This window comes from Acinetobacter sp. A3 (assembly GCF_012371415.1).
Lineage (GTDB): Bacteria > Pseudomonadota > Gammaproteobacteria > Pseudomonadales > Moraxellaceae > Acinetobacter.
This window is the reverse complement of the sequence record NZ_JAAZQW010000056.1, coordinates 1-11,965: the sequence shown is the minus strand read 5'-3', so window position 1 is coordinate 11,965 and position 11,965 is coordinate 1. Positions and strand designations below refer to the sequence as shown.

Below are 11,965 nucleotides of genomic sequence, written 5' to 3'. Positions count from 1 at the left end.
ACTACTGAATCGACATAGACAAAATGAGCACTTATGCAAATATTTGTCTATATTTTTAGTTATAGTTAATTACTCTTTAGATGAAGGAATGACCTTGCCTGTACCCGTTGTGACTTCTTCAAGTTTAAACACCCATGCCCAAACCAGTAAGACCAGTAAACCAATACAAATCAGCCAGATAAAAACGCTGGATTTAGGTAATTCAGGTTCAAGATCGGTCAGTTTCATCACTCGCTGAGGGTTAAGTTCTTTTTCGCTCATGCTTTTACTCCCGACGCAGGGCTAGCTTTTATCTGAGATTGACTTAAGACCTGATCACGTGGCCCATCCATGACAATTTTTCCATCATTCATGACAATAATTCGATCTACCAATTCCAAAACCGCCCGACGATGGGTCGCAATCACCAAAGTACGTTGTCCTAGCCAGCCTTTTAAATGCTCAATCAATTGTTTTTCGGAAATATCATCAATTGCAGCGGTAGGTTCATCCAGCAGCAAAATATTCGGTTGGCGAATTAATAAGCGTGCAAGTAATAAGGCTTGACGTTGCCCACCTGAAAAGCCAATGCCACCTTCTAAAATGACATGATCCAGTCCTTCTTTTTTGTCTTGCACAAACTGGAGCGCCCCTGTGATTTTAAGCGCATGTAACAGATCATCATCACTGGCCAAAGGCGCACCCGCCTTAGGGTTTATCACTGAAATTAATATTTTTTAAAAGGTAGGTTTGTTGCTCTATCGAATAGCTTTTTGAAAGTCTTTATTTGAATTTATCTTATCCGCTGCAATATGAATTGATTATGGCTGTGGATAATTTTTTGAAACGTGTGCATAACTATTGGATTCAATGTAGTTAGACCATCGTCTTGTTGTATATTCGAGACGTGTTGACAGGGGATGTCATAAAAAATACACACTTTTCTGTGATTTCTTGCACAATAAATGCAAAAAAGTCATATCTTGCATATCCTTCATTGTACTTGTGTGGTTAGAATAGAAGAACTGTGCACAAGATCTCTCACGTCTGTTATGAATATATTAATCGTTGATGATCATCCGCTGTTTCGTCATGCCTTAATTCAGGCGGTTCGTTATAGCTTACCGCAAGCTCAAATTCATGAAACTGCTGCAGTGAATGAATTGTATGAGCGTTTGGAAAATGGGCCTGAGCCTGATCTTGTTTTATTAGATTTGAATTTGCCAGGTGCATCGGGCTTTTCTGCTTTAGTGCATGTACGTGCGCAATATCCATCTATCCCGATTATTGTGGTGTCTGCTCACGAAGAAGCATCGATTATTCAGCGTTCTATTGCGCATGGTGCAATGGGCTATATTCCAAAATCGGCACATCCAAGCCATATTGGAGAAGCTATTCGTCAGGTACTGGAAGGTGAAATTTGGTTACCACCAAACTTGGCTGCCAACGTAAGTTTTGACCCTCGTGCTGCAGATGAAACCGCTTTGGCCGAACGCATTCAATCTTTAACTCCGCAACAATTCCGTGTATTGATGATGGTGGCAGAAGGCTTATTGAACAAGCAAATTGCCTATGAGTTAGATGTTTCTGAAGCTACCATTAAAGCGCATGTAACGGCTATTTTCCGTAAATTGGGTGTGCAAAATCGTACTCAGGCAGTTTTGGCAATTAATGCTTTAAATATTGAAGAAAAGAAAATGTGATTGATCTGTAAAAGATTGATTTTAATAGCCGCTGTATTGATCTTGAAGATTGAACAGCGGTTTTTTATTGGGTGATGATCGCTACTCACCTTATATTGGCCATAAAAAAAGACCTAAACCCTTGTGGTTTAAGTCTTTTAAGATCCCATAAGACATCATGGGAATGATATTTGGCGGTGAAAGAGGGATTCGAACCCTCGATACGCTATTAACGTATACACACTTTCCAGGCGTGCTCCTTCAGCCACTCGGACACTTCACCATAGGCGGTGGATAATAACCAAAAAATAGCATAAAGCCAAGTTGAAACATTTGATTTAGAGAAAAACTTATAACGTAGTGCTATGATTCTCAAAAATACCGTCTAAATTGAAGACACCTATGCAAAGTACTGCAAAAAAAGCAGCCTTACCCGTTGTTACTTTGGCTGCACTCGGAGTTGTATTTGGGGACATTGGAACCAGTCCACTTTACGCCTTCCGACAAACTTTTTTAACGGCTCATCTTGCAATTACCCAAGCCAGTGTTTTGGGAATTTTATCCCTGATTTTCTGGTGCATGATGCTCACCATTAGCTTCAAATACGTCACCGTTATTATGCGTGCCGATAACAATGGTGAGGGTGGGATTATGTCGTTACTGGCATTGAACCTGCGAACGACCCGCATTGCTGAAGATAAAAAAATCTTCCTGATTGCACTTGGCTTTATTGGTGCATCCCTATTCTTTGGCGATGGCATTATCACTCCCGCAATTTCTGTGCTGTCTGCTATTGAAGGGCTGAGCATTGCCACGCCTGTATTTAACCAATGGTTAGTACCACTCTCGATCGGTATTTTAGCGGGATTATTCATGGTGCAGCGTCATGGTACAGGCACCATGGGCAAATTTTTTGGCCCTTTAACGTTGTTGTGGTTTTTTGCGATTGGTGGTGCAGGCTTGCTCAGCATCATCCAAACCCCATTTGTATTGGCCATGATAAGCCCACATTGGGCCTTTAACTTTGTGGTACAACAACCCTTTGTGGCATTTTTAACCATGGGTGCTGTGATTCTGACCATGACTGGTGGTGAAGCGCTGTATGCCGATATGGGGCATTTTGGTCGCATGCCAATTCGTCTAGCTTGGTTTGTCATTGTCTTGCCTTGTCTATTACTGAATTATGCAGGACAAGGTGCGCTTTTATTGCGTAACCCAGAAGCCATTGAAAACCCATTTTATATGCTAGTACCAGAATGGGGTCTATACCCGATGATTGGGTTAGCCACAGCTGCGGCTGTCATTGCGTCTCAAGCTGTGATCACAGGTGTTTTTTCAATGGTCAATCAGGCCATTCAATTGCGTTATTTACCTCGCCTGACGGTACGCCACACCTCCGATGTAGAGCGTGGGCAAATTTATTTGCCATTTATTAACTGGGCCTTATTTATTTCGGTGCTGATTTTAATTTTGCTATTTGAAAACAGTGCCAATTTAGCCAGTGCCTATGGTGTGGCCGTGACCATGACCATGCTTTGCGGCACGATTTTAATTTCAATTTTGGCCTATGGTTTTTGGCGCTGGCCTATGTGGAAAGTTGCCCTGTTTGCGGTGCCATTTTTAACGTTGGACTTAATTTTTGTGGCGTCAACTTCGCTCAAAATTGTCGCAGGGGGATGGGTCCCAATCTTAATTGGTGCAGTCATGTTTACCATCTTGATGACTTGGAAAGATGGTCGTGCCTTAGTCATTAAGCGTTTGGAAAAAGATGCCTTGCCGATTGATCTGTTTATTCAAAGTGTCAGCATGGGTAATGAAACCAAATTTGTACCAGGAGATGCGATTTTCCTGACAGGTACGCCAAACATTGTACCGCATGCCATGTTGCACAATATTAAGCACAATAAGGTGCTGCATGAACGTAATATCATGGTGACGGTGATTACTCGCGATATTCCATTTGTGGCACAGCAAGATCGGATTCAGGTCGAAAAGCTGGATGATCGTTTCTATCGGATTAGTATGTATTACGGTTTTAAAGATCAGCCAAATATTCCGCGTGCTTTAAAACAAGCTTACAACCAGCTTGAATTTGAGTTTGATATGATGCAAATGAGCTTCTTTATTTCGCGAGATCGTATTGTGCATACCGTGGGTGATGGCATGTCACCATGGCGTGAAAAACTGTTTATTTCTATGCAGCGTAATACCAGTCCTGTAAGTGATTTTTATCAAATTCCAACCAACCGTGTGGTTGAATTGGGCAGTCAAATCGAGATTTAAATTTGACTCATGCAAGGCTAAAAACCAGCACCTCATGTGCTGGTTTTTTATTTTTACAATTTTCTGATCTTTCAAATCAAAAAATTGGGAAGATGTCGATATTGAAGACAGCAATATTATTGTTCTGTAGAGTTCGGTTGCTCGGCGTTTACATCTGTATCCTGTGCTGCAGGGGCAACTGTTTCAGGTATAGATTCACTTGGCATATTGGCCGCAGCATGTTCAGGCATGTTGGTTGCTGTCGCTTGAGGTGTAGTCTGTAAAGTTTCTGCGCTGATCTCTAAATCATCACCTGCATTAATCGGTAAATCTGCCGAAGAAGACAGTAACGGGGCAGATGGCGTAGCGGTGTGTTGCTCACTCACCTGTTCTGCTTGTGTGGCATGTTGTATAGCTGTTTCGGTACTGGCAGAAGCAGGCACAGAAGCCTCAGGCTGTGCAATCATCTCTTGATCAACTGCGTTCGGGAGTGCAGTCATCGGTGGCGTATTTTCAGTATGCGTCACAGCTTGGGATTCAGCATTTTGCACAATACGGATTTGCCCACTGGCTACCAATTCCTCTAAAGAGCCTACTTGCCCATTAATACTGGTCTGAATTTTGACTTTAGACAGGCTTTCTAAAGTATCGCCCGTTTGAATGGGTGGTTCTGAAAAGGCAGAAATGCTCATCAAGGAACTGGTTAAACCGAAAGCAAAAAGATGAAAACGCATGTTTGACTCCATCAAAACTATTTTTAAATCATTACGCATACCGCTTAAAAAATAGGGGCGGTATTTGTTGTATTTTGGGTGGCATGAGCTTGGCAGATTTGCCAAAAGTGTTGCAATCAAACCTACTAAAACTACCTCAGACTGATGTCAAACTTACCTAAAACTCAGGCTGTGTGGGGCTTTTGTAGGGTTATATGCGGGCTTTTGTTTAATTGTTAAACGAACAAGAGTGACTTCATATACAAGCTGTAAGTGGATTGTTAAGCTCGAGCATCCTCTGCGGATCTAGAGCGAAGTTACAGTAAGGGTTATGGCAAGAAAACGGCGCAATTCCAAAAAACATTGGACTCAAATTTTCAATCAAAATAGTTTAAAAGTACTGCTGGGTGTTGTGGCAACAGGCAGCTTCGCGATTGCCTTTGGTCAGGAAAAAGTAAGTCAGTGGATGTCGCTGATTCCAAGTACAGGCAACGGTGCATGCCTGACTCCGTTTTATCGGGAAGTACCGCCATATTTACTGAAAGCTAGCCTGCAAAAAGACAGTTATCCGCTATGTTTTAATGATTTTAGTGTGATGTATTCAGGTGTATCCAAAACGCCGTTATGGGTGGCTGAAGCATTAACCCCTGCACGTTTTAATCAGCGTATTCCACGTGAAGATAATTTTCATGAAGAACCACGGGTTAAGGCAGAACACCGTGCGACGTTACAGGATTATCGTGGTTCGGGCTATGACCGTGGTCACATGGCGCCAAATGCAGATATGACCAATTTGGCCGCGCAGTTTGATAGTTTTTCTCTGGCCAATATTGTGCCGCAAGCGCCTAAAAATAATCAGCAAGTCTGGCGTGAACTTGAAGAAGCCACCCGTGCAATGGTGACCAAACAAAAGCAAGATGTGTATGTGATTACAGGGCCAAGCTTCAATACCAAACGTCTAAAAACGATTGGGCAGGGTGTGATTGTGCCGACTGCAGTATATAAAGCCGTGTATATGCCGAAAACTGGAGCAATTGGGGCGTATTACGCACCGAATAATGACTCACTACAGGTGAAAGTGGTCAGTGTCTGCTATTTAGAAGAACAGTTGGGCATCAATTTGTTCCCACAATTAAGCGAAGAGCAAAAGCGAAATACTTACAAATTGCCACTGACCGCGAATGCTGTCAAAGCCAATACGCCAATTGCATATTCGCATTGGGATGCAGAAAGCCAATGTGCTGAAGAGGTGCCTACCGAGCAGTTACAAGCTTTACAGACCGAATTTAAACGCTCAGGCAGCAGTCCTGCTTCAGGTGCCAGTATTGACACAGAAACCCAAGATGCAATTGTGAAGCAGTTGATTGAAGCACTGTTGCAATATATTTTACAGTTGTTGAAATCTTAAACTGGGTTAAGATGCAAAGTATGGCCCCTTCACGCTCAGGTGAATTCAATGTTTAAACCGTTTCAAAATGGCACTGAATCACACGCCATTTATGATCTAACCTTAGAAAATGATCTCGATTGCATCAATGTCTATGGCAATTTGCAAATCAGTAAGGATCAGGCAGGGTTACAGGCAGCTAAAGCCTTGCAAGCTATGATTAATGAGGTCGTGGCAGCATTGGAGCAATGCCCAAACTTACCTGAAAAACTGGAACGTCCCGAAGCGGGTGAAATTGAAAATCCATTCTTATGATGGATAAAATTTAAACGGATTGAGCTTCCAAGCAGCAAGATATAAAAAAGCCCGCCACTTTACAGCGCGGGCTTTTTATTTTGGATCATTCAAATGCAAAGTTTTGAATTAGTCTTCAGTTTTAGCCATAGCTCGATACAACACCGCACCAATCACCGCACCGACAATTGGAGCGACCCAGAAAGCCCAAAGCTGGCTCAGTGCTGCAGTTTCTGCAAAGAAGGCTACACCTGTACTACGTGCAGGGTTAACAGATGTATTGGTCACAGGAATACTGATCAGGTGGATTAAGGTCAGTGCCAAACCAATTGCAATTGGGGCAAAACCTGCAGGCGTACGTTTGTCAGTTGCACCCATAATAATCATCAAGAAACCTGCAGTGAGTACAACTTCAATCATTAAAACTGAGCTAAGTGCGTATTTACCAGGAGATAAATCTCCATAGCCGTTGGTTGCGAAACCACCTGTACCTGCAAAGCCTGCTTGACCTTGAACAATCAGATACAGCACCAATGCCGCTAGCGTTGCACCAATAATTTGCGAAATAATATAAGGCGCCAGTTCTTTGGCTTCAAAACGACCGCCTGCCCATAAACTAATACTGACCGCAGGGTTAAAGTGTCCACCTGAAATATGACCAAGCGCATAGGCTGCTGTTAAAACGGTCAAACCGAAAGCAAGTGATACACCTACAAAACCAATGCCCAATTCAGGGAAAGCTGCCGCCAATACCGCACTACCACAGCCACCGAAGACCAGCCAGAAGGTCCCAATCAGCTCCGCGAAATATTTATTTAATTTGATTCTCCAGTGCTTATTTTTTGAGTTAAATTGATTTAACTTAAATTAAACTAATCGCATTTTATAACAATAGTGTGATGAATTTATCATAAATTTAAGTAGAAAGGATAAATTATACACGGCGCTGCAAGCGCCATTGTTGAGGGGTGTGCTGTGTCCATTGTTTAAAGGCGCGCTGAAAAGCACTCTGTTCTGAATAACCCAAGAGCAGAGCAATTTCCTGCAAACTTAAATGCGGGTCTTGCAAATACTGTTCTGCCAGTAAACATCGTACTTCCTGCATACGCTTTTGATAAGTCGTGCCTTGCTGTTGTAAATGGCGCTGTAATTGACGTACAGAAATATGCAATTGTTGGGCAATATGTTCAATTTGATACATATTTTTTTGCAGACCCGTCAAAATGGCTTGCTGCAGGCGCTGATCGGTCTGGGTGCTATTTGGTAGTTTATCTAGCAAGGCCTGCGCCTGTTGCAGCAATAGATGCTGTAAGGTTTGATCGCCCTGATGAAAGGGTTTTGCCAACTCGGAAATGGGCAGTAACACTTGGGTAATTGGCTGAGAAAAACGCACTTTGCAATGAAAATACTGTTCATACAGCGCAATGTTTTTAGGTGCGGGATGATGAAAATGCACTTCGTGCAGGCAAATGTCCTCAAACTGCATAAAATGCTTAAGAAATTCCATCATTAAAGCAATTGCGATCTCATCGGTCAGTTGTGTGGTCATATGCACAGGCAATTCCGACCAACGGATAGATAAATAATCGTTTTGTGCTTCGACCTGCAACGGGCCGCCATCATAAATCAGCCGATGAAAATCATGGTAACGTTGTAGTGCCTCGCCCAAATGGTCACAGGACAGGGCTAAATAGGCAATGATGCCCAAATGTTTGGGCTGCACATATTTGGCAATTTCCAGGCCCAAGGCAGGTTGCGGTAACTGCTGCTCTAAGGTGTTAAGCAATTCACGCCAAAGCGCATAATCAAAGCGTTCAAGATTTTGAATACTATGTAATTTTTCTGGAATAGGCAGTTGTTTTGCTTGGTAATAGCACATTAATAAATGCCCTAAGCCGCCATAGACCGAGCCTGTATATTCTTTGAATTGTTGCATGTGTTATCAATTTATTTTTGTCGTCATTTGTCAATGATATAAATTTCTTTGGTCAAGATCTAGTCTACTACTGCACCTATAGTGAACACAGCGGTCAAATCGTACAGGCAGGGAGGCGAGCTGATGTTAAAAGGATTTGTGGTAGGTTTGGTGGTTGCCAATGGTTTTGAATGGGTGGCACATAAATATATTTTGCACGGAACACATCGCCCGGGGCGGCGCCGTTATAGTCCAGTGCCTGAGAGTATGAAATCGCATTGGGAGCACCATCGTGAAGTGCGTAAAACCAGTTTTCATGATCATGGCTATGTTGAAGGCATCAGTAACTGGCGTACTAAAAATGAAATTGTGTCTTTGGCTGTGGTGGCTACAGTCGCCAGTGGTGTGTTCTATCCGATCTCTAAGGGCATGAGTCTGGCTGCTATTTATAGTGCAGCGAATTATTATTATATTCATCGTCGTGCGCATTTAGAGCCAGAATGGGCGGTTAAAAAAATTCCGTGGCATTATGACCATCACATGAACAGCAATCAGGATGCGAACTGGTGTGTGACTAAGCCTTGGTTTGATTATCTTTTAGGAACGCGAGTCATTTCAGCGCCTGCTTTACAGGAGCAAAATCCGCTAGGCATTGCCTTACCTCAGGTGATTGCACAGGGTTTAAACCGTTTGTCTGCTGCATATTTTCCTGCCAAATGGGTCGAGAAAAAATTAGCTGTGGCAGAGCAGGTATCTTAACTATGTTGCAGCAAATGAAGGTTTGTAGTGACAGCTTAGGCAAGTCTTGTCGCAAATGGTCAATATTTTAGGTGTTTTTGGTCAATATTTCGGCTAAAGCTCTGCGTATATTGTGTGCAGTGAAATATCCACGGATGTTTCGGTTGAATATTGTGTGATGATGAATTGATTTTGTTGATTATTTTTTATAAGTCTATTTAAAAAGATAAAAGAACCTCAGCGCTGTGGTTTTTTGAGTTGATAGGAGTCTTCGGACTCCTTTTTTTCTGCCTAAATTTTACGTTGACTTCAGTTTTAGGCTAAAAAAAGTGCAATCCTCAGATTGCACTTTTCACAGTTCGTTTGCACTATGATTTTACAAACGCATTTCAATGCCTTGTGCTGCCAAATATTGTTTGGCTTCAGGAATGGTGTGCTGACCAAAGTGGAAAATTGAGGCGGCCAGTACCGCATCGGCACCGCCTTTTAGAATTCCATCGGCCAAGTGTTGTAAATTGCCTACACCGCCAGAAGCAATGGTAGGTACCGTCACACGGTCATTGATGGCACGCATGAGTGCCAAGTCATAGCCTGCTTTGGTGCCATCGGCATCCATTGAGGTGACCAGCAACTCACCTGCGCCGTAGTCTGCCATTTTTACAGCCCATTCAATTGCGTCAATACCAGTGGGTTTACGACCACCGTGGGTGAAAATTTCCCATTTGTTATCACCCGTTTTTTTCGCATCAATAGCAACCACAATACATTGTGCGCCAAAGCGCTGTGAGGCTTCCTGTACAAATTCTGGGTTAAACACGGCTGCAGAGTTAATGCTGACTTTATCTGCACCTGCGTTCAATAACAGGCGAATGTCTTCAACCTTGCGCACGCCACCACCTACGGTCAGAGGAACGAACACGGTTTCTGCCATACGCTCTACAGTACGGTAAGTGGTATCACGACCATGATGGGTAGCGGTAATGTCTAAAAAGGTGATTTCATCGGCACCTTGTTCATTATAACGACGCGCCACTTCTACAGGGTCGCCCGCATCACGAATATCAAGGAATTGCACGCCCTTGACCACGCGACCATTATCTACGTCTAGGCAAGGAATAATACGTTTCGCTAGCATAAATTTTTCCAATTATTACAGCCGATTATGAAACTCACCCACACAAGCGCTACACCTTGGTAGATGGAGCGGGTATTCTATCAAACTTAGCTCAGGTTTTTCGCAGGTTTTCTATGTCGGTTTATACTCCTTTGACTTTAAAGGAAGTTCAGGTCTTTGCAGCAGCCTATGGATTGGAGGTCTTGGCGCTGATTCCTATTCAAGGTGGTATTCAAAACACCAATTATTTTTTGCGTTGCGACAATCAAAGCGAGTACGTGCTGACCATTTTTGAAGAACTCGACCAACAGGCAGCGGCTGAGTTAATTCCTGTATTGCAGCATTTGGGGCAAACAGGTTTGCCTGTGGCGGTGCCTTTGTCACACTCAGGACAAGCCATTCATCGTTTAAAAGATAAACCTGCGCAAATTGCACCGCGTTTGATTGGACAGCACCCGACCATAGCAAGCGAAGCACAAGTTGCAGCGATTGCCATTGCTCAGGCAAAAATGCATGTGGCTTTGCAGGACTTTAGCTTGCAGCGTGATCATGTGCGTGACCATGCTTATTGGGCCAGTGTTGCACGCCAATTAAAACCCAGTCTAAATGTGGCAGATCAAGCCTTATTATCCAAACTACTCGGACTGTATGAGGCCTTGACCGCAGTCTATCCGCAGCGTCCCAAAGGCTTTATCCACTCAGACTTGTTCCGTGACAATACCTTGTTCGCAGATGATCATTTACAAGGTATTTTAGATTTTTACGAATTAAATCAGGATGAATTGCTATTTGATATTGCGATTACCCTGAATGATTTTTGTACCGATTTTCCCGAGCTAAGCTTAAATGAAAGCAAGGCGATTGCATTTTTAAATGCCTACGAAACGGTGCGGCCTTTAACCCAAGACGAAAAAGCTTGTTTAGAACTCTATTTGGCAATGGCGGCAGGACGTTTTTGGTTAATGCGTTTGCAAGTGGCTGCTAAAAATGCGGCAGAAGGGCGGACAGGCGCAGATATTTTGCAGAAAAATCCAGATGAAATGCGGAATATGCTGATTGAACGCTTAAAGTTTGTGACGGCTTAAGGATACAGAGATGCGTGATCAAGGACGTTTAGTAGAGTGGTTTGATGAGCAGGGTTACGGTTTTATTCAGCCAAATGACCGCCAGAAAGATCGGGTGTTTTTACACATTAAGGATTTTGCTCGTCAGGGGCCACGTCCCATTGTTGGTTGTGCTTTGGAATATACCGTAACGGTAGATGAACGTGGTCGTTATCGAGCGCAGCAAGCCGTTTATTTAAAAGCTACACAGACCAAAGCAACAGCGGCATCTTCTGCGAAAGCCAAAACATCCAACAGCACACAAAAAATGCAGCCCATACAGATGCTATGTGTGGCCTATATTGTTGTTTTGGCTTTGTTGACCATGTTGGGGCTACTGAGTGGGATGTTGTTATTATTCATCAGTTTGATGAATGCTCTGAGTTATTGGCTGTATGCACAAGATAAAGAAGCTGCACAGCGGGGCGGGCGCCGTATTCCTGAAAATAATTTGCATATCGTCGCTTTTTTAGGGGGCTGGCCTGCGGCATGGTTGGCACAACAAAAATTACGCCATAAAACACAAAAACAACCCTTTGGTAAGATTTATTTTTGTACAATTTTCTTAAATATCTTACTGATTTTATGGTTTATTTCACCTTTTAATCAGTTGAATATCTAGTTGAGGGTGTTGTTTCCCTAACAGACGAGTCAGGAGTAATTAACTATAACTAAAAATATAGACAAATATTTGCATAAGCGCTCATTTTGTCTATGTCGATTCAGTAGTGGCAAGGTGGGTATTTATTAGAGATTTAAATGATTATCTTTTGTATTT

11 protein-coding genes, 1 tRNA gene and 2 pseudogenes are annotated in these 11,965 nt (G+C 42.9%); 7 read left to right on the top strand and 7 right to left on the bottom strand.

Annotated features, from left to right (window positions below):
• Positions 1–72: 72 nt before the first annotated feature.
• Positions 73–261, bottom strand: a pseudogene (locus HHA42_RS12430) (secretion protein HlyD); the annotation flags it as partial.
• Positions 258–683 (bottom strand): annotated as a pseudogene (locus HHA42_RS12425) (ATP-binding cassette domain-containing protein); the annotation flags it as partial. The pseudogenes HHA42_RS12430 and HHA42_RS12425, both read right to left, overlap by 4 nt.
• 348 nt (positions 684–1,031) lie before the next feature.
• On the opposite strand from HHA42_RS12425, the gene HHA42_RS12420 reads away from it, so the two are divergent.
• Positions 1,032–1,682 (top strand): response regulator transcription factor, encoded by a 651-nt coding sequence (locus HHA42_RS12420; protein ID WP_168419383.1) that lies wholly within the window; start codon positions 1,032–1,034, stop codon positions 1,680–1,682.
• 171 nt (positions 1,683–1,853) lie between these two features.
• On the opposite strand, the gene HHA42_RS12415 is transcribed toward HHA42_RS12420, so the two are convergent.
• A tRNA-Ser gene (locus HHA42_RS12415) sits at positions 1,854–1,944 on the bottom strand.
• A 119-nt stretch (positions 1,945–2,063) separates the two neighbouring features.
• On the opposite strand from HHA42_RS12415, the gene HHA42_RS12410 reads away from it, so the two are divergent.
• Positions 2,064–3,944 (top strand): potassium transporter Kup, encoded by a 1,881-nt coding sequence (locus tag HHA42_RS12410; protein WP_168419384.1) that lies wholly within the window; start codon positions 2,064–2,066, stop codon positions 3,942–3,944.
• 116 nt (positions 3,945–4,060) lie between these two features.
• Here the strand turns inward: HHA42_RS12410 and HHA42_RS12405 are convergent, their stop codons facing one another.
• The gene (locus HHA42_RS12405; RefSeq protein ID WP_168526708.1) at positions 4,061–4,657 is read right to left on the bottom strand and encodes a hypothetical protein; all 597 of its coding nucleotides are present in this window, start codon (positions 4,655–4,657) and stop codon (positions 4,061–4,063) included.
• Between the two features lie 310 nt (positions 4,658–4,967).
• Here HHA42_RS12405 and HHA42_RS12400 point away from each other — a divergent pair, with 310 nt between their 5' ends.
• Positions 4,968–6,044, top strand: a complete 1,077-nt coding sequence (locus HHA42_RS12400) for a DNA/RNA non-specific endonuclease (protein ID WP_168526706.1) — start codon at positions 4,968–4,970, stop codon at positions 6,042–6,044.
• A gap of 48 nt (positions 6,045–6,092) precedes the next feature.
• A complete protein-coding gene (locus HHA42_RS12395) occupies positions 6,093–6,338 on the top strand; it encodes a hypothetical protein (protein WP_136143622.1) in 246 nt (81 codons plus the stop codon).
• Positions 6,339–6,446: 108 nt separating this feature from the next.
• Here HHA42_RS12395 and aqpZ read toward each other — a convergent pair whose 3' ends face one another.
• Together aqpZ and HHA42_RS12385 are read right to left on the bottom strand one after the other, a co-directional pair.
• A complete protein-coding gene (gene aqpZ / locus HHA42_RS12390) occupies positions 6,447–7,142 on the bottom strand; it encodes an aquaporin Z (protein WP_168526710.1) in 696 nt (231 codons plus the stop codon).
• A 109-nt stretch (positions 7,143–7,251) separates the two neighbouring features.
• Positions 7,252–8,253, bottom strand: a complete 1,002-nt coding sequence (locus HHA42_RS12385; RefSeq protein WP_168419387.1) for an AraC family transcriptional regulator — start codon at positions 8,251–8,253, stop codon at positions 7,252–7,254.
• Positions 8,254–8,376: 123 nt separating this feature from the next.
• Here HHA42_RS12385 and HHA42_RS12380 point away from each other — a divergent pair, with 123 nt between their 5' ends.
• Complete coding sequence (locus tag HHA42_RS12380; protein WP_168526704.1) at positions 8,377–8,991, top strand: sterol desaturase family protein; 615 nt, start codon at positions 8,377–8,379, stop codon at positions 8,989–8,991.
• A gap of 355 nt (positions 8,992–9,346) precedes the next feature.
• Here the strand turns inward: HHA42_RS12380 and hisF are convergent, their stop codons facing one another.
• Positions 9,347–10,105, bottom strand: a complete 759-nt coding sequence (hisF, locus tag HHA42_RS12375) for an imidazole glycerol phosphate synthase subunit HisF (RefSeq protein ID WP_004974384.1) — start codon at positions 10,103–10,105, stop codon at positions 9,347–9,349.
• A gap of 113 nt (positions 10,106–10,218) precedes the next feature.
• On the opposite strand from hisF, the gene HHA42_RS12370 reads away from it, so the two are divergent.
• Positions 10,219–11,169 (top strand): homoserine kinase, encoded by a 951-nt coding sequence (locus tag HHA42_RS12370; protein WP_168419389.1) that lies wholly within the window; start codon positions 10,219–10,221, stop codon positions 11,167–11,169.
• A gap of 10 nt (positions 11,170–11,179) precedes the next feature.
• On the top strand, positions 11,180–11,809 hold the full coding sequence (locus HHA42_RS12365) for a DUF1294 domain-containing protein (protein ID WP_168526702.1): 630 nt from the start codon (positions 11,180–11,182) through the stop codon (positions 11,807–11,809).
• Positions 11,810–11,965 lie beyond the last annotated feature (156 nt).

Bases quoted from the DNA above. Each gene is read 5' to 3' on its own strand.
- HHA42_RS12410 (WP_168419384.1), top strand. From the start codon at position 2,064: ATGCAAAGTACTGCAAAAAAAGCAGCCTTACCCGTTGTTACTTTGGCT.
- HHA42_RS12385 (WP_168419387.1), bottom strand. From the start codon at position 8,253: ATGCAACAATTCAAAGAATATACAGGCTCGGTCTATGGCGGCTTAGGG.
- HHA42_RS12370 (WP_168419389.1), top strand. From the start codon at position 10,219: ATGTCGGTTTATACTCCTTTGACTTTAAAGGAAGTTCAGGTCTTTGCA.
- HHA42_RS12400 (WP_168526706.1), top strand. From the start codon at position 4,968: ATGGCAAGAAAACGGCGCAATTCCAAAAAACATTGGACTCAAATTTTC.
- hisF (WP_004974384.1), bottom strand. From the start codon at position 10,105: ATGCTAGCGAAACGTATTATTCCTTGCCTAGACGTAGATAATGGTCGC.
- HHA42_RS12380 (WP_168526704.1), top strand. From the start codon at position 8,377: ATGTTAAAAGGATTTGTGGTAGGTTTGGTGGTTGCCAATGGTTTTGAA.
- HHA42_RS12420 (WP_168419383.1), top strand. From the start codon at position 1,032: ATGAATATATTAATCGTTGATGATCATCCGCTGTTTCGTCATGCCTTA.
- HHA42_RS12405 (WP_168526708.1), bottom strand. From the start codon at position 4,657: ATGCGTTTTCATCTTTTTGCTTTCGGTTTAACCAGTTCCTTGATGAGC.
- HHA42_RS12365 (WP_168526702.1), top strand. From the start codon at position 11,180: ATGCGTGATCAAGGACGTTTAGTAGAGTGGTTTGATGAGCAGGGTTAC.
- HHA42_RS12395 (WP_136143622.1), top strand. From the start codon at position 6,093: ATGTTTAAACCGTTTCAAAATGGCACTGAATCACACGCCATTTATGAT.